Here is a 16262-nt window from a genome sequence, read left to right as displayed (position 1 = left end):
CTAGGATTCCACCTATCACCTCACCGGTCTCATTCGACAGGAACCCCATGAGCGACACTTCCCCCTACGGCTTCGAGCTTGTGCGGCGTGGATACGACCGCGCTCAGGTGGACGAACGTATCTCCAAGCTCGTCTCCGACCGTGACAGCGCTCTCGCCCGCATCACCGCTCTGGAAAAGCGCATCGAGGAGCTCCACCTCGAGACGCAGAACGCCCAGGCCCAGATCAGCGACGCCGAGCCGTCGTACGCGGGTCTCGGCGCGCGTGTCGAGAAGATCCTCCGCCTCGCCGAGGAAGAGGCGAAGGACCTGCGCGAGGAGGCCCGCCGCGCGGCCGAGCAGCACCGCGAACTCGCCGAGTCGGCGGCCCAGCAGGTGCGCAACGACGCCGAGTCCTACTCGGCGGAGCGCAAGGCGAAGGCCGAGGACGAGGGCCTGCGGATCGTCGAGAAGGCCAAGAGTGACGCCGCCCAGCTGCGCAGCGAGGCGCAGAAGGACGCGCAGTCCAAGCGTGAGGAGGCGGACGCCCTCTTCGAGGAGACCCGCGCCAAGGCCGCGCAGGCCGCCGCCGACTTCGAGACGAACCTCGCCAAGCGCCGCGAGCAGTCCGAGCGCGACCTGGCGTCCCGTCAGGCGAAGGCCGAGAAGCGCCTGGCCGAGATCGAGCACCGCGCCGAGCAGCTCCGCCTGGAGGCGGAGAAGCTGCGCACGGACGCCGAGCGCCGCGCCCGCCAGACGGTGGAGACGGCCCAGCGCCAGGCCGAGGACATCGTGGCCGACGCCAACGCCAAGGCCGACCGCATCCGTTCGGAATCCGAGCGCGAGCTCGCGGCCCTCACCAACCGCCGCGACAGCATCAACGCCCAGCTGACGAACGTCCGCGAGATGCTCGCCACGCTCACGGGCGCCGCGGTGGCCGCCGCCGGTACCCCGGCCGAGGACGAGCCGATCTCCCGCGGGGTTCCGGCCCAGCAGTCCCGGTAACGACCCGGCATACGGAGTCTGAATCTCCGCAAAGCCCTCTGCCGCTCGGGTGGCAGAGGGCTTTGTCCCGTTCTAGCGTGGCGGGCATGATTGAGCTCGAGGGGCTGACCAAGCGGTACGGCGAGAAGGTGGCGGTCAACAACCTGTCCTTCACGGTCAGACCAGGCATCGTCACCGGCTTCCTCGGGCCGAACGGCGCCGGCAAGTCCACGACCATGCGGATGATCCTGGGTCTCGACCACCCGACCGCCGGCGACGTCCGGATCGACGGCAAGCACTACCAGCAGCTGAAGGACCCGCTGACGTACATCGGCGCCCTGCTGGAGGCCAAGGCCTGGCACGGCGGGCGCAGCGCCTACAACCACCTGCTGTGCCTCGCGCAGAGCAACGGCATTCCGCGCGGCCGGGTCCATGAGGTGCTGGAGACGGTCGGGCTGACGGCGGTCGCGAAGAAGAAGACCAAGGGCTTCTCGATGGGCATGGGGCAGCGGCTCGGCATCGCGGCCGCGCTGCTCGGCGATCCGCGGATCCTGATGTTCGACGAACCGGTCAACGGCCTCGACCCCGAGGGCATCCACTGGATCCGCACGCTGATGAAGTCCCTGGCGGCGCAGGGCCGGACGGTGTTCGTCTCCTCCCATCTGATGAGCGAGATGGCGCTGACCGCCGACCACCTCGTCGTCATCGGGCAGGGGCGGCTGCTCGCGGACACCTCCATGGCCGACTTCATCGCGCGCAACTCACGGTCGTACGTCCGGGTCCGCAGCCCGCAGCGGGAACGGCTGCTCGACGTGCTGCACCAGGCCGGGGTCGTGGCCGTCGAGAGCGGTGACGGGGTGCTGGAGGTGGACGGCGGCAAGGCCGAGCACGTCGGCGAGCTGGCGGCGCAGCACGGGATCACGCTGCACGAGCTGAGCCCGCAACAGGCGTCGCTGGAGGAGGCCTTCATGCAGCTGACCGCGGAGTCGGTGGAGTATCACGCACACAGCGAGACGAGCCCCCGGCCCCCAGGGCAGCAGTGGGGCGACGGCTGGAAGAGGGGCTGAGCATGGCGACGACTCAGGTCGTACGGTCGGAGTGGACGAAGATCCGGTCGGTGGCGTCCACGGTGTGGACCCTGTCGCTGGTGGTGGTCGTGACGGTCGCCCTCGGCATGCTGATCTCGGCCCTGTCCAAGAACGAGTTCGACTCCATGGGCGCGCAGCAGCGGGCGGAGTTCGATCCGACGTTCATCAGTTTCGCGGGGATGAGCCTCGGGCAGCTCGCGATGATCGTGTTCGGTGTGCTGGTGGTGTCGAACGAGTACAGCACCGGCATGATCCGCACCTCGCTGGCCGCGGTGCCGCAGCGCGGCTCCTTCCTGTTCAGCAAGATCGCGGTGGCCGGCGGTCTCGCTCTCCTGGTCGGTCTCGTCACCAGCTTCGCCGCCTTCTTCCTGGGGCAGGCGATGCTGGGTGAGCACCGGGCGGAGATCGGCGACCCGGGGGTGCTGCGGGCGGTGTTCGGCGGCGGCCTCTACATGGCCCTCATCGCGATGTTCTCGATGGGCGTCGCCGCGATGCTGCGCTCGCCGATGCTGTCGCTGGGCATCCTGATGCCGTTCTTCTTCCTGATCTCCAACATCCTGGGCAATGTCGACGCGACGAAGAAGGTCGGCCGGTTCCTGCCCGACCAGGCCGGCAGCCGGATCATGCAGGTGGTCACGCCCGTCGGCGACGACGTCCCGTACGGGCCGTGGGGCGGCCTCGGGATCATGGGGTTGTGGGTGCTCGCGGCGCTGGTCGGCGGGTACGTGCTGCTGAAGAAGCGCGACGCCTAGGCAGGCGCGCCCCGGGGGCTGCCGGGGCGCGTCACGCTCTCCCCTTTACTTTCATTTGGGCGGAACCGTCAGCGCCTCGATATCCTCCTAACCCTTACGGGGGCGTGTGCCCCGCTGTCCTGAACCTTGCGATGGGTGCGGAGCATGATCGAAGCAGTCGGCCTGACGAAGCGCTACGGCGACAAGACCGCTGTGTACAACCTTTCCTTCCAGGTACGGCCGGGGGCCGTCACCGGCTTCCTCGGACCGAACGGCTCAGGCAAGTCGACGACGATGCGGATGATCCTCGGCCTGGACAACCCGACGGCCGGGCACGTGACGATCGGCGGCTACCCGTATCGCAAGCTGCCCAACGCCCCCCGTCAGGTCGGTGCCCTGCTGGACGCCAAGGCCGTGCACGGCGGCCGGGCCGCCCGCAACCACCTGCTGTGCCTGGCCCAGCTGTCGGGCATCCCGGCCAGGCGGGTGGACGAGGTGCTCGGGGTCGTCGGCCTCCAGGACGTGGCCAAGAAGCGGTCCAAGGGCTTCTCCCTCGGCATGGGACAGCGGCTGGGCATCGCCGCCGCGCTGCTCGGCGACCCGCAGGTGCTGCTGTTCGACGAGCCGGTCAACGGCCTCGACCCCGAGGGCATCCTCTGGGTGCGCAACCTGATGAAGGCGCTCGCGGCGGAGGGCCGTACGGTCTTCGTCTCCTCGCACCTGATGAGCGAGATGGCGCTGACCGCCGACCATCTCATCGTCATCGGCCGCGGGCAGCTCCTGGCCGACATGAGCGTGACGGCGTTCATCTCCGCGAACTCCGCGGACTTCGCACGGGTCCGCACGCCGGACACCGAGCCGCAGCAGCGCGAGAAGCTGTCGGCCGCGCTCACCGAGTCGGGCGGGCACGTGCTGCCCGAGCAGGACGGCGCGCTGCGCGTGATGGGGCTGCCGCTCCCCCGCATCAGCGACATCGCGCACGACCACGACGTCCGGCTGTGGGAACTGTCGCCGCACCAGGCCTCGCTGGAGGAGGCGTACATGCGGATGACGCAGGGCGCCGTCGACTACCGCTCGACCATCGACCAGAAGGAAGGGCTCCAGCAGCAGCTGCCGCCCGGGGCACAGCCCCCGATGCCGGTGCCCGGACAGGGCCAGCCCGACTGGTACGCCCCGCCGCCGCCCCAGCCGGGCGCACACCCCTTCGCGACGCCGCCGCAGGGCGCCCCGTACGGCGCACCGGGGGCCCCGGGCGCCCCCGGCCCGGGAACCCCGAACCCGTACGCCCAGCCGGCGGGCCGGACACCGCAGCCGCCGACGCAGCCTGCACCGCAGGCGTCGCAGCCCTCCGGCCAGGCGCCGCCCCAGGCCCCGGCCATGCCCGCCGCGCAGGCACCGCAGGGCAGCCCCGAGGCCCCGGCAGGGCCCGCGGCCCAGGCGGGCGCGCCCACGCCGTCGACCTCCGCCCCGGCCCCGGACCTGACCAAGCCGGAGGACCCTCGATGAGCAGCCCCGCAGCACCCTGGGCCCCCGCCGGGCCCGCGGCCGGGGCAGGCGCGCCCGCGCAGTCGGCCACCCGGCCGGCCCCGCGGCCGCACGCCGCTCACGCCACGCCGGTCTCCGCCCCCGACCTCCGGCCCGCCCGAGCCGGAGGCCCTTCGGCGAGCAGCCCCGCAGCACCCTGGACCCCCGCGGCCCCGGCTGACGCGTACACACCGCCGGCCGACAGCCCGGTACCCGCCACGTACACCGCGCCGGTCTCCGCCCCGGCCTCCGACCTGACCAAGCCCGAGGACCCCCGATGAGCAGCCCTCAGCCTCAGATGCCGCCGGCCGCGCCCACCTGGGAGGCGGCGCCCGGTTCTTCGTACTCCGGTTACACCTCGCCGATCCCGGTCGTGCGGACGCACCTCGGGCATGCCATCGCCTCCGAGTGGACGAAGATCAGGTCGGTGCGCTCCACTATGTGGACGCTCGGCGTGTTCGTCCTGCTCGTCATCGGCATCGGCACGCTGACCGGCATCGTGGTGGCCAACTCCGACCCGGCCCTGTCCGGCGAGAGCCCGCTCGGCCTGGGCTTCTTCGGGCTGCTGCTCGGCAGCATGTGCATCATCACGCTGGGCGTGCTGACCACGGCCTCGGAGTACGGCACGGGCATGGTCCGCACCACGATGGTCGCGTGCCCGAGCCGGGGCCGGGTGCTCGCGGCGAAGGGCATCGTGTTCTTCCTGGTCGCGTTCGTGGTGACGCTGGTGTCCGCGTCGCTCGTCGCCTTCCTGCACGTGGCCATGCTGGAGGGCGACGGCGTCAAGTCCCCCTCCGGCGGGGAGTGGCTGAAGGCCACGGTCGGCATGTCGGCCTACATCGCGCTGCTGGGCCTGCTCTCGCTCGCCGTCGGCTCGATCATCCGGCACTCGGCGGGCGCCATCACCATCATGATCGGCGCCGTGCTCGCCCCTCTGGTGATCGCGCTGTTCATGTTCTCGGAGTCGCTGTCGGCCGTCCGCGACGCCCTGCTCGAGTACTCGATCCCGAACCAGCTCAGCGTCTTCTACTCCGCATCCCTCAGCCCGTCCGGCCCGTCCGGCTGGGACCCGCTGTGGATCATCCTCGGCGTGACGGCCGTCGCGTTCGCCGCCGCCTTCGCGCTGCTGGAGAAGCGGGACGTCTGAGTCGTAGGAAGAGGGCTAGAACCTCGGCGCGTTACGGGACCGCTGCACCCCGGGGGTGCGGCGGTCCCGCGCGTTCCAGCAGGCCTTGTGCCAGTGCCGGCGGTCGTCGACGCCCGTGTGCTCGGACCAGGCCACCACGTGCGGCACCCCGTCCGGGATCAACTGCTCGCAGCCGGGGCAGCGGTAGGACTTGCCCTGTGCGCTCGCGCCGGCCACGTGCCGCACGCTCCAGTTCTCGCCCTGCCAGTTCTCCGAGGACTGCCAGCCGCCGTAACGGCCGGGGCGGTCGTCCTCGGCGCTCCGGCCGGACGAAGCGGCGCCCTTGGGTCGGTTGCGACGCGGGGACACGGGACACCTCTCGGGGCTATACAGGACACGTGGCGGGCCCAGCCTACGCGGCGCGGAGGGGGGTACACGTACGCCATCAATCCTCGCAAGTCCCTCGCCGGGCAGGGCGGGCCCCGCCGGGATCTCTCCCCGGGCTCCCGCGGAACGGCCCATTCTGCAGACAATCCGCAAATTAGCCCGACCGGCCGTGTCCTCGGCACGTGTCAGACGGTTATGCCCTGTGGGGGAGCTCCGTGTCGGAGCCAAGGAAGCAGGAAAGCAATGCGCGTTGGAAGTTTCGTGTTGGCGGCCCAGTTCCCCGGTCAGGGCGAGGGAGAGGCGCTGCACCGCGCGGTCCGCTCGGCCGAGGTGGCCGAGGAGGCCGGGCTCGACACGGTCTGGCTGGCCGAGCACCACTTCGTGCCGTACGGCACGTGCCCGTCGGCCATCACCCTGGCCGCCTTACTGCTCGGCCGCACCCGCCGCATCCGGGTCGGTACGGCGGTCAGCGTGCTGCCCACCACCCACCCCGTGGCCCTCGGCGAACAGGCCGCGCTGCTGCACCACACGAGCGACGGCCGTTTCACGCTCGGCGTCGGGCGTGGCGGCCCGTGGGTCGACCTGGAGGTGTTCGGCGCGGGCCTGGAGGCGTACGAGAAGGGGTTCCCGGAGTCCCTGGACGTCCTGGTGCGCTGGCTGCGCGACGCGTCCGTGGCGGCCGACGGGGAACGTTTCCGCTTCCGCGAAGTCCCGGTGGTCCCCCGGCCGTCGGAGGCCCTGGCCGAGGCCGAGGGCCCCGAGCTGGTCGTCGCGTGCACGTCCCCGGCGAGCGTGCGGCTGGCGGCCGAGCGCGGACTGTCGATGCTCCTCGGGATGCACGTGGGGGACGAGGAGAAGGCGGAGATGGTCGCCCTGTGGCGGCAGCACGCGCGGGCGTGCGGGCGGCCGGCGGAGGAGATCCACCGCGCGTCCCATGTGTCGGCGGGCGTCTGCCAGATCGCGGACCGGCGGGTCGACGCGGCGGAGACGCTGCTGAAGGCGATGCCGGGCTGGCTGAAGCAGGGCCTGGAGGCGCATGTCACGGTCGACGGGCGCACGCGCCGGATGCGCGACCCGCTGGCGTACACCGAACTGCTCTGCGGGCTGCACCCGGTGGGCACCCCGCGGCTGTGCGCCGACCGGCTGGCGGCGACCAGCGAGCGGACCGGCATCTCCCGTTTCGCCCTGCTCGTCGAGGGCTCCGGGGACCTGGCGGCGACGGAGGAGAACGTACGGCGGCTGGGGGCCGAGGTGCTCCCCCAACTCGCCTGACCACGCGGTGGGTTCCTGGGGCTTGCCGCTCCGGTACAGAACTGCACCTCCCGCGTACGGAGCGGCAAGCAAGCGGCGCCGCGTCAGCAGTCCCGGAACTCGGGTGACTGGTTGAGCACCTGGCTGCGGACCGACGTGAAGCGGCCCAGTTTCTCGTCGACCGAGGAGTCAAGCGGGAACACGGCCACCCGGTGGCAGTTCTGGAAGGCCAGTCGCACACCGAAGTGCCGCTGCAGCGCGCCGCGTATCGCGTCACTCGCAAGCGCACGCAGCAACTGACCGCGTGCCTGCTCGTCCGGCGGAGGCGTCTGGTTGTCGGCGAACGCACCGCCGTCCACCTTCAGCTGTGCCACCAGGGAGCTGATCATCTCCCACGCATAGGGCAGGGAGGTCCGGACGCAGTCGACGAATTCCGCTTCGTCGACCTCGCCTCGCTCGGCCTGTTCGAGTAGGGCCGGTGAGACGTCGAGCGACATGAGTTCTCCTCTCGCACCCCCGCCCGGCGGGCAGGGGTTGCCGGACAGATAAGGGAGTTCGCGATACCGGACACGCTGCGTACACACATCGCGACCTCCCGTTCATACCGTAAGCAACCGACGGTGACCGCACCAGGAGAATGCGCAGATGAGGCACTCCAGATGACCACACCCTGCACACAATCGGCCAATACCGAACACGTGTTTTCCAGGGCGAATCGCGTCGACACCCGCCCGTCGAGTAGCGTTGCCGACCATGCGTCTCGTCATTGCCCGCTGCTCCGTGGACTACGCCGGGCGGCTCACCGCCCACCTTCCCTCGGCCCCGCGCCTGATCCTGGTGAAGGCGGACGGCAGCGTCTCGATCCACGCCGACGACCGGGCCTACAAGCCCCTGAACTGGATGTCGCCGCCCTGCACGCTGAAGGAGGGCACCGGCGAGGACGAGGGCGTCTGGACCGTCGTCAACAAGGCGGGTGAGAAGCTCATCATCACGATGGAGGAAGTCCTCCACGACTCCTCGCACGAACTGGGCGTCGATCCCGGTCTGATCAAGGACGGCGTGGAAGCGCACCTCCAGGAGCTGCTCGCCGACCGCATCGAGACACTCGGCGAGGGCTACACCCTGATCCGCCGCGAGTACCCGACGGCCATCGGGCCGGTCGACATCCTGTGCCGGGACGCCGACGGCAAGACCGTCGCGGTGGAGATCAAGCGGCGCGGTGAGATCGACGGCGTGGAGCAGCTGACGCGCTACCTGGAGCTGCTGAACCGCGATCCCCATCTCGCCCCGGTCCGCGGCATCTTCGCCGCCCAGGAGATCAAGCCCCAGGCCCGCGTCCTCGCGACCGACCGCGGCATCGGCTGCCAGGTCCTCGACTACGACGCGCTGCGGGGCATCGAGGACGACAAACTGCGGCTGTTCTGACACACCGCACGTACACGACGAACAGGGCCGGGTCCGCAGAACGGACCCGGCCCTGCTGTTCGGCCGTCAGATCACCGGGTCCGGGCTGCTCTCCGGCGCGCTCGCGGTGGTGCTCGCGGGGGCGCTCGACGCCGGGCCGCTGGCCGAGTCCGAGGTGGACGGCTGTGAGGTCGGCGGCTGGGACGTCGGCGGCTGTGAGGTCGGCGGCTGAGACGTGGGCGGCTTCGACGTCGTGGGCGGCTTGGACGTCGTCGGCGGTTTCGACGTCGTGGGGGGCTTGGAGGTCGTCGGCGGCTTGGACGTGGCCGGCGGCTGCGAGGTCGTCGGCGGCTTCGACGTCGGCCCGGAGCCGCTGGGGCTCGGGGAAGCACTGAGGCTGCCCGTCGGCGTCGGATCGTCCGAGGTGCCCGGCGTACCGTCCGGACCCGGATCGGTCGGGCGGCTCGTCGCCGCGCCCGTGTCGCCGTTGCTGTCGTTCGCCGGCCGGTCGGCGCCCAGGCTGCCGTCGTCGACGCCCTGGCTGGCCGAGGGGTTGACGCCGACCTGGTCGGACGGCGGGTTCGCCTCCTTGTCGGACGTGGCGCCGAGGGTCACCACCGTGCCGAGCACGGCGACGAGCAGGGCACCTGCCCCGGCGGCCACGAGGTTGCGCCGGGCCAGGCCCTTGAGCCCGCCCCGGGCCTTGCGCGAGGGTGCGGGCGAGCTCTGACTGGTGACCAGGGTCGGCGAGGGCGGCTGCTGGAGGGTCGGGAAGGCCGCCGGCACACCGCCGGCCGGGGACGGCGACTCCTCGTACCGGGCGTCGGGCACCTCCTCCCCCGCGGTCGGCCCGAGTCCGATCGGCGTGCCCGAGCGGTCGGCGACCAGGGCGAGGGCCCGACGGCCGGCGACGGTGCCGCGCTTGTCGGAGAGGGAGCCGCGCAGGCCGATCGAGGTCTCCAGTTCGGCCCGGGCCCGGTCGAGCTGTCCGCCGCACAGGGCGAGGATGCCGAGCTCGTGGTGGAAGTAGGCCTGTTCGGCGACGTCGTCGGCGAGCCGGGCGGCCTCGGAGCCGAGGTGCAGGGCGCGTTCCCAGGCACCCCAGTGCAGTCCGGCGGCGAACGCGGGCGCGGCGGTGCGGGCCAGGTGCACGGCCGGGCTCTCCTCGCCCTCGGCGGCCGGGCCGGTGAGCGGCCCGAGCACGGCCAGGGCGGCGAGGAGGGCGTCGGCCTCGGCGCACACACGCTCCGGGGTGACCGAGGGGTGCCCGGCCCACCAGGAGTAGTGCTGGGCGGCGCTGCGGGCGCCCGCCTCGGCCTCGTCGGCGTATCCGGCGGCCTCCAGCTGGGCCAGGACACCGGCGGCGAGCCGGTAGCGGGAGCCGACCGGGGAGACCAGGCCGCAAGAGGCCAGTTCGCCGAGCGCGGCGTCCGCGTGGGTGTCGCCGACCAGGGCGGGCAGATGCGCCTGGTGGGGCACCTCGCCGCCGAGGGCGACGGCGAACCGCAGGGTGGCGCGCGCGGAGGCGCTCAGCCGGGAGGCCAGCAGCGGCGCGGGCGCGGCGGCCTCGCCGAGCGAGGGCAGCGGTACGTCGTCCCCGTCGGCGGCGTCGTACGCGTCGGAGGCGTCGGCCGGGGGCGCGTCCTCGAAGACGCCGAACGCGTCGACGGCGCTGGTCCCGGCGCGCAGCCGGTCGCGCTGCCGCAGCAGGGCGCCGGCCTGCACGAAGCGCAGCGGCAGGCCCTCGGACTCGAACCAGAGGTCACCCGCCCAGTTGGACTCCTCGTCGGTGAGGGGCCGGCCGACGGCGTGTTCCAGCAGGTCGAGCCCGGCGGCGCGTTCCAGGCCACCGAGGAGGACCTCCTCGACGCCGGAGTCGGCGGCAGGGGCCGGCACGTCCGGAGTGGCGCCGAGCAGGAAGGCGCACTCGGGGGTGGCCTCCAGCAGCTCGTCGAGCGCGGCGCCGCCGAACTCCAGGTCGTCGACGACGACGACCGCGCCGATCTCCCGGACAAAGGTGAGCAGTTCGTCCCGTTCCGGGCGGTGCAGGGGGGCGTTGTACACCGCGTAGAAGAGGTCGTACAGCAGGTCGCCGGAGCTGCGGCCGAAGCCGTTCAGGCGGACGACCCCGTCGGGGGCGAGGTCGGAGCAGTCCTCGCCCACGAGGTCGAGGAGGCGGGTGCGGCCGCAGCCGGCCGGGCCGGTGAGGCGGACCGAGCGGCCGCGGGCGAGCAGGCGCACCAGCCGCTCGCGTTCGTCCTGGCGGGCCAGCAGCGGCAGGCTGGGCTGCGCGGGGCCGGGCGGTACGGGCGGCCGGGCCGCGCGCTCGGCCTCGGCGCGCTCCGCGGCCGTGAGCTTCACGGGCCGGGCGGGCCGTTCGGCGGGCGGGCAGGCTTCTATCTCGCTGCCGTCGACGGGGTTGACGGTCAGCAGGAAGTCGCCGGAGACGAGCTGCACCGTGCGGGCGAGCGCGGGAGCGTGCTGACTGAAGTCGGGTGTGAGGGAATCCCTGGGCGGGCGCTGGCGCGGCGACCCACTGTCGCCGTCGTGGCCGTACTCCTCGGGTCCCCGGGTGTTCGGGTCCATAGGTCAAAGCCCCCCAAAAGCGTGTGTGTGCTCTGAAAAGCCCCTCCCGGCCTTGCTGCACACCGCGCTGTCGCTTCTGGTCCGGGCCCGCAGATAGGGTTTCAAGGCAGCGGGCAGCCGAACCCTAAACCTTCGCACAGTATCTACGACAGTCCGGGGTACCGCGCCGTCCGAGACGTCACGGTCTCGTGAGGATTGTGCGCGTCGCACGAGGCGATGTCCGTCCGGGTCTCCCCGGTCGCCCGGTTCACACCCGCACAGAACGTCACACGCGAGGCAATGTCTCCACCCCGATGCCCCCCTCGATCGCCAGGATCCGGTGCAGGCGGGTGGCCACCAGCAGGCGCTGCATCTGCGGCGGCACGCCGCGCAGGACCAGGCGCCGGCCGCAGCGGCCGGCCCGCCGGTGAGCTCCCATGATCACACCGAGTCCGGTGGCGTCCCAGGAGTCCAGTTCGGACAGGTCCAGCACCAGGTCGCCGACTCCGTCGTCGACGGCCGAGTGCAGGACCGTACGGGCGTCCGCCGCGCTCCGGACGTCGAGGCGGCCCCCGACGACCAGCTCGGCGTGGTCGCCCCTGATGTGCATATGCGCTCCCCGTGCGTGCGTCTCGTGCTCCGCGTTCTGATGCCGGTGATGCAACCTCTGACTGCGTGAGGGGGGCAGAGGTTGCTTCTTGTAAGCGAACCGATACCGAATTCACCCGGGGGTGTGATGCTCCCGGGGCATGTGCGGTTTCAGTGCTTGTAGAAGCCCTGCCCGCTCTTGCGTCCGATGTCACCGGCGTCAACCATCCGGCGCATCGACTCGGGGGCCGCGAACTTCTCGTCCTGGGACTCGGTGTAGATGTTGCTCGTGGCGTGCAGCAGGATGTCGACGCCCGTCAGGTCGGCCGTCGCCAGCGGGCCCATGGCGTGGCCGAAGCCCAGCTTGCAGGCGAGGTCGATGTCCTCGGCGGTCGCGACGCCCGACTCCTGCAGCTTCGCGGCCTCGACGACCAGGGCGCAGATGAGACGGGTCGTCACGAAGCCGGCGACGTCGCGGTTGACGACGATGCAGGTCTTGCCGACCGACTCGGCGAACTCCCGGGCCTTGGCGAGGGTTTCGTCGCTGGTCTTGTAGCCGCGGACCAGTTCGCACAGCTGCATCATCGGCACCGGCGAGAAGAAGTGCGTGCCGACGACCCGCTCGGGGCGCTCCGTCGCGGCCGCGATCTTGGTGATCGGGATGGCGGAGGTGTTGGAGGCGAGGATGGCCTCGTCCTTCACGAGCTTGTCGAGCGCGCGGAAGATCTCGTGCTTGACCTCGAGCTTCTCGAACACGGCCTCGACGACGACGTCCGCGTCGGCCACGGCGTCCAGGTCGGTGGTCGCGGTGATCCGGGCGAGGGCGGCGTCGGCGTCGTGCGCCTCCAGCTTGCCCTTGGCGACGAACTTGTCGTACGACGCCTTGATGCCGTCGGTGCCCCGGGTCAGCGCCTCGTCGGTGACGTCGCGCAGGACCACGTCCCAGCCTGCCTGTGCGGAGACCTGGGCGATGCCGGATCCCATGAGGCCGGCTCCGATGACGGCGAGCTTCCGTGCCACTGTGCGACTCCCCTGACGCGCTGTATATGTCTGCCTCTCGGGCGGACACTAGCGTTCGTGAGGGCCTGTGTGACCAGTAAGTAATGCGCGTCACGTCTCACATGACGGACATCACACCGGCAGGTGTCACCCCGCGCCCCGGACGGCGTAGTTGAGCACCTTCTCGCTCAACAGCTCCTCGATGTCGTCGAGGAGAACCAGCATCTCCCGTGACACTTCGTCCGGGTTGCGCCCCTTGCTCATCTCGCGGCCGATCGCGGCGAAGACGGTGCCGTGGACCCAGCAGATCTGGCCGGCGATCAGCCCCGGCAGCGGGTCGCCGTCCCCGGCACCCGTCTCCTCCCGGAGGGTCGCCGCCAGGTTGCCCTGGATCTCCTGCTGAATGCTCCACAGCCGGGAGCGCAGCGGCGGCGCCTCCTCGATGCAGCGCATGAAACGGTCGTAGCCCTCGTCGAGGCCCATCCGAGGGGAGACGGCCTCGATCTCGGCACGCAGCTCGCGCAGCACCGCCCGGGCGGCCGACTCCCCCGCGTCCCGGCCGCGCACCCAGCGCGAGAGCCGGTCGACGACCCCCTGGGAGCGGTCGAAGAAGAGGTCCTCCTTGGCCGGGAAGTAGTTGTAGACGGTGTTCACCGAGACGTCGGCCGCCTCCGCCACGTCCGCCATCGTCACCGTCACGAACCCGTGCTCCAGGAACAGACCGGTGGCGATGTCCGAGATGCGCTGCCTGGTCTCGCGCTTCTTCCGCTCCCTGAGCCCCTCTGCCATGCACGAATCCTAGCTTCCTTGGGTTCGGTGAAAACTTGGGGACGTTGCAATTTTTAAGTGACTCTGTTTTTCTGGGGCCATGGCAATCATCAGTACGTCCGCTCTGGCGCGTACCTTCCAGACCAAACGTGGCCCGGTCCAGGCCGTGCGCGGCATCGACCTGACCGTCCGCGAGGGCGAGATCCTCGGCTTCCTCGGCCCGAACGGGGCCGGCAAGACGACCACCCTGCGGATGCTGACGACCCTGCTGGAACCGACCGGCGGCGCCGCCACCGTCGCGGGCTGCGATCTGGCGACCGACCCGGCCGGGGTGCGGCGGGCCTGCGGGTACGTGGCGCAGTCCGGCGGGGTCGACCCCCAGATCAGCGTGCGGGAGGAGCTCGTCACCCAGGGGCGTCTGTACCGGCTGACGAAGGCGCGGGCCGCCGAGCGCGCCGGGGAACTGGCCCGCGACCTGGGCCTCACCGAATTCCTCGACCGCAAGTGCGCGGCGCTCTCCGGCGGGCAGCGGCGCCGCCTGGACATCGCGATGGCGCTCACCCACCGCCCCAAGGTGCTGTTCCTCGACGAGCCGACGACCGGTCTCGACCCGGGCAGCCGGGCCGACCTGTGGGACCTGGTGCGCCGGCTGCGCGACGAGCACGGCACGACCGTCTTCCTGACCACGCACTACCTCGACGAGGCCGACGCCCTCTCCGACCGGCTGGTCGTCGTCGATCAGGGAGTGGTCGTCGCCGAGGGCACGCCGAGCGCGCTGAAGCTCCGGTACGGCGGCTCGATCGACGCCTCGCTCCAGGACACCTTCCTCGCCATCACCGGCCGCAGTGCCGCGCCGGCCGACGCCGCCCCCGTAGCCGTCTAAGAAGTCTCGATGCTGATCCAGGACACGGCCCTCGTCTACGGCCGCTACCTCCGTCAATCCCTGCGTTCGCGCTTCGCACTGCTCTTCGGCGTGCTGATGCCGCTGCTGTACCTGCTGTTCTTCGGCCCCCTGCTGACGGATCTGCCGCTCGGCGGGCGGGGCAGCTCCTGGCAGCTGCTCGTGCCCGGCCTGCTGCTGCAACTGGGCCTGTTCGGAGCCTCGTTCGCGGGCTTCTCGATCCTCATCGAGAAGGGCCAGGGGGTGGTCGAACGCATGCGCGTCACCCCCGTCAGCCGACTGGCCCTGCTGCTCGGCCGGGTGCTCAGGGACGCCACGGTGTTCGTCTTCCAGGCCGTGCTGCTGGTGCTGGCGGCGGTGGCGATGGGCCTGCGGGCGCCGCTGCCCGGCGTGCTGATCGGGTTCGGCTTCGTCGCCCTGCTCTCGCTCTCGCTGGCCTCGCTGTCGTACGCGCTGGCCATGAAGCTGCACACCCCGCAGACCTTCGGCCCGGCGATCAACGCGCTGACCATGCCGTCGATGCTGCTGTCCGGGCTGATGCTCCCGATGAGCCTGGGCCCGGCCTGGCTGGACGTGCTGTCGCACCTGATGCCGTTCCGCTATCTGGTCGACGCCGTCCGCGACGCCTTCGTCGGCTCCTACGCCACGGCGCACATGCTGTACGGCGTGCTGGTGGCCGTCGGTTTCACGGCCCTGTCCGTGACAGTGGGCACACGCGTGTTCCGAACGGCCGGAGCCTAACTACGCTGGCCACATGGTCAATCTGACGCGCATCTACACCAGGACCGGCGACCAGGGCACCACCGCCCTCGGCGACATGAGCCGGGTCGCCAAGACCGACCTGCGGATCGCCGCGTACGCCGACGCCAACGAGGCGAACGCGGTGATCGGCACGGCGATCGCGCTGGGCGGCCTGGACGAGGAGGTCGTCAAGGTCCTCACCCGCGTGCAGAACGACCTGTTCGACGTGGGCGCGGACCTGTCGACGCCGGTGGTGGAGAACCCGGAGTTCCCGCCCCTGCGGGTCGAGCAGTCCTACGTCGACAAGCTGGAGGCGGACTGCGACCACTTCCTGGAGGGCCTGGAGAAGCTCCGCTCCTTCATCCTCCCCGGCGGCACGCCCGGCGCGGCGCTGCTCCACCAGGCCTGCACGGTGGTCCGCCGGGCGGAGCGCTCGACCTGGGCGGCCCTGGAGGCCCACGGAGAGGTCATGAACCCCCTGACGGCCACCTACCTCAACCGCCTCTCCGACCTCCTGTTCATCCTCGCGAGGACGGCGAACAAGGAGGTCGGGGACGTGCTGTGGGTGCCGGGCGGGGAGCGCTGACCACGGCCGGGATACCGGCCGGCCCTACCGCTGCACTCTCTCCTTCTCCACGGGCACCTCGGACTCGCCCGCCGGAGCCTTCCGCGGCCAGATCCAGTAGCTCAGCGCGACCAGACCGTGGATCCCGGCGGTGCGCCAGGCCACGTAGCGCCAGCTCTCCAGGGACGTGACGCGGCTCGGGTCGTCCACGTACCAGATGGCGACCTGGAGCAGCACGGTCGCGACGGCCGTGCCCACCAGCGTGCCCGTCCAGACCTTGCCCTCGTGACGGGCCCGTGCCATGCCGTAGCGCGGGGGCCGCTGTGGCGGCGGGGCGCCGCCGAAGCGGTGGGCCGCGTGGCCGTCGAGCCACTGCACGGTGCGATGGCCGTGCCCGACGGTGTAGCCGATGTACAGCGCGGCCAGCCCGTGCGTCCAGTTCGGCTCGGCCCCGTTCTTCAGGTCCAGCGCGGTGACGACCAGCAGAACGACCTCCAGCACCGGCTCGCACAGCAGCAGCGCCAGTCCCGTACGCCGCATGCGCAGCAGGTAGCGGAAGGCCAGTCCGGCCGCCAACAGCACCCAGAAGCCGATCTCACAGGCGGCGATCAAGGCGACGATCACGATGCGCTCCTCTCGGTCACCCTTCCAGGCTCCCGGTG

At 71.3% G+C, this 16262-nt stretch carries 17 protein-coding genes; 10 read left to right on the top strand and 7 right to left on the bottom strand.

Annotated elements, in window-relative coordinates:
- Positions 1-47 precede the first annotated feature (47 nt).
- From ACZ3I3_RS25120 to ACZ3I3_RS25100, 5 genes are all read left to right on the top strand, one after another.
- Positions 48-983: a coiled-coil domain-containing protein gene (locus tag ACZ3I3_RS25120; RefSeq protein ID WP_059417189.1), complete on the top strand. Its 936-nt coding sequence runs from the start codon at positions 48-50 to the stop codon at positions 981-983.
- 86 nt (positions 984-1069) lie between these two features.
- Entirely contained in the window at positions 1070-2029 is a 960-nt protein-coding gene (locus ACZ3I3_RS25115; RefSeq protein WP_467368566.1) for an ABC transporter ATP-binding protein, read from the top strand.
- Between the two features lie 2 nt (positions 2030-2031).
- Positions 2032-2802, top strand: a complete 771-nt coding sequence (locus ACZ3I3_RS25110) for an ABC transporter permease (protein WP_467368565.1) — start codon at positions 2032-2034, stop codon at positions 2800-2802.
- A 144-nt stretch (positions 2803-2946) separates the two neighbouring features.
- Positions 2947-4287, top strand: coding sequence for an ABC transporter ATP-binding protein (locus tag ACZ3I3_RS25105; RefSeq protein ID WP_467368563.1), 1341 nt, complete (start codon positions 2947-2949; stop codon positions 4285-4287).
- Between the two features lie 295 nt (positions 4288-4582).
- Positions 4583-5452, top strand: a complete 870-nt coding sequence (locus tag ACZ3I3_RS25100; protein ID WP_467368562.1) for an ABC transporter permease — start codon at positions 4583-4585, stop codon at positions 5450-5452.
- Between the two features lie 15 nt (positions 5453-5467).
- On the opposite strand, the gene ACZ3I3_RS25095 is transcribed toward ACZ3I3_RS25100, so the two are convergent.
- Positions 5468-5800 (bottom strand): ATP/GTP-binding protein, encoded by a 333-nt coding sequence (locus ACZ3I3_RS25095; RefSeq protein WP_399416247.1) that lies wholly within the window; start codon positions 5798-5800, stop codon positions 5468-5470.
- Between the two features lie 261 nt (positions 5801-6061).
- Between ACZ3I3_RS25095 and ACZ3I3_RS25090 the strand changes: the two genes are divergently transcribed.
- Positions 6062-7090, top strand: a complete 1029-nt coding sequence (locus ACZ3I3_RS25090) for an LLM class flavin-dependent oxidoreductase (protein WP_467368560.1) — start codon at positions 6062-6064, stop codon at positions 7088-7090.
- 83 nt (positions 7091-7173) lie between these two features.
- On the opposite strand, the gene ACZ3I3_RS25085 is transcribed toward ACZ3I3_RS25090, so the two are convergent.
- Positions 7174-7566, bottom strand: a complete 393-nt coding sequence (locus tag ACZ3I3_RS25085; RefSeq protein ID WP_030246492.1) for an SCO5389 family protein — start codon at positions 7564-7566, stop codon at positions 7174-7176.
- A 256-nt stretch (positions 7567-7822) separates the two neighbouring features.
- On the opposite strand from ACZ3I3_RS25085, the gene nucS reads away from it, so the two are divergent.
- Positions 7823-8494 carry an endonuclease NucS gene (gene nucS, locus ACZ3I3_RS25080; protein WP_190055002.1) on the top strand — a complete coding sequence of 224 codons (672 nt, stop codon included), beginning with the start codon at positions 7823-7825 and terminating at the stop codon, positions 8492-8494.
- A 66-nt stretch (positions 8495-8560) separates the two neighbouring features.
- On the opposite strand, the gene ACZ3I3_RS25075 is transcribed toward nucS, so the two are convergent.
- The 4 genes from ACZ3I3_RS25075 to ACZ3I3_RS25060 all read right to left on the bottom strand — a co-directional run bounded on the left by ACZ3I3_RS25075 (position 8561) and on the right by ACZ3I3_RS25060 (position 13414).
- A complete protein-coding gene (locus tag ACZ3I3_RS25075; protein WP_467368557.1) occupies positions 8561-11059 on the bottom strand; it encodes an ATP-binding protein in 2499 nt (832 codons plus the stop codon).
- A gap of 265 nt (positions 11060-11324) precedes the next feature.
- Positions 11325-11648, bottom strand: a complete 324-nt coding sequence (locus tag ACZ3I3_RS25070; RefSeq protein ID WP_003993003.1) for an STAS domain-containing protein — start codon at positions 11646-11648, stop codon at positions 11325-11327.
- Positions 11649-11797: 149 nt separating this feature from the next.
- Positions 11798-12646, bottom strand: coding sequence for a 3-hydroxyacyl-CoA dehydrogenase family protein (locus ACZ3I3_RS25065; RefSeq protein ID WP_467368555.1), 849 nt, complete (start codon positions 12644-12646; stop codon positions 11798-11800).
- Positions 12647-12772: 126 nt separating this feature from the next.
- Positions 12773-13414, bottom strand: a complete 642-nt coding sequence (locus ACZ3I3_RS25060; RefSeq protein WP_467368553.1) for a TetR/AcrR family transcriptional regulator — start codon at positions 13412-13414, stop codon at positions 12773-12775.
- A 79-nt stretch (positions 13415-13493) separates the two neighbouring features.
- On the opposite strand from ACZ3I3_RS25060, the gene ACZ3I3_RS25055 reads away from it, so the two are divergent.
- From ACZ3I3_RS25055 to ACZ3I3_RS25045, 3 genes are read left to right on the top strand one after another with little or no spacing between them, the layout of a single operon-like run.
- On the top strand, positions 13494-14276 hold the full coding sequence (locus tag ACZ3I3_RS25055; protein WP_467368551.1) for an ABC transporter ATP-binding protein: 783 nt from the start codon (positions 13494-13496) through the stop codon (positions 14274-14276).
- Positions 14277-14285: 9 nt separating this feature from the next.
- Positions 14286-15035, top strand: a complete 750-nt coding sequence (locus ACZ3I3_RS25050; protein WP_467368549.1) for an ABC transporter permease — start codon at positions 14286-14288, stop codon at positions 15033-15035.
- 13 nt (positions 15036-15048) lie between these two features.
- On the top strand, positions 15049-15621 hold the full coding sequence (locus ACZ3I3_RS25045) for a cob(I)yrinic acid a,c-diamide adenosyltransferase (RefSeq protein ID WP_059417203.1): 573 nt from the start codon (positions 15049-15051) through the stop codon (positions 15619-15621).
- A gap of 24 nt (positions 15622-15645) precedes the next feature.
- On the opposite strand, the gene ACZ3I3_RS25040 is transcribed toward ACZ3I3_RS25045, so the two are convergent.
- Positions 15646-16224 carry a hypothetical protein gene (locus tag ACZ3I3_RS25040; protein WP_467368547.1) on the bottom strand — a complete coding sequence of 193 codons (579 nt, stop codon included), beginning with the start codon at positions 16222-16224 and terminating at the stop codon, positions 15646-15648.
- Positions 16225-16262: the final 38 nt, after the last annotated feature.

Source organism: Streptomyces sp. NPDC016851, from assembly GCF_055562795.1.
This window is presented reverse-complemented; position numbering and strand designations above follow the sequence as displayed.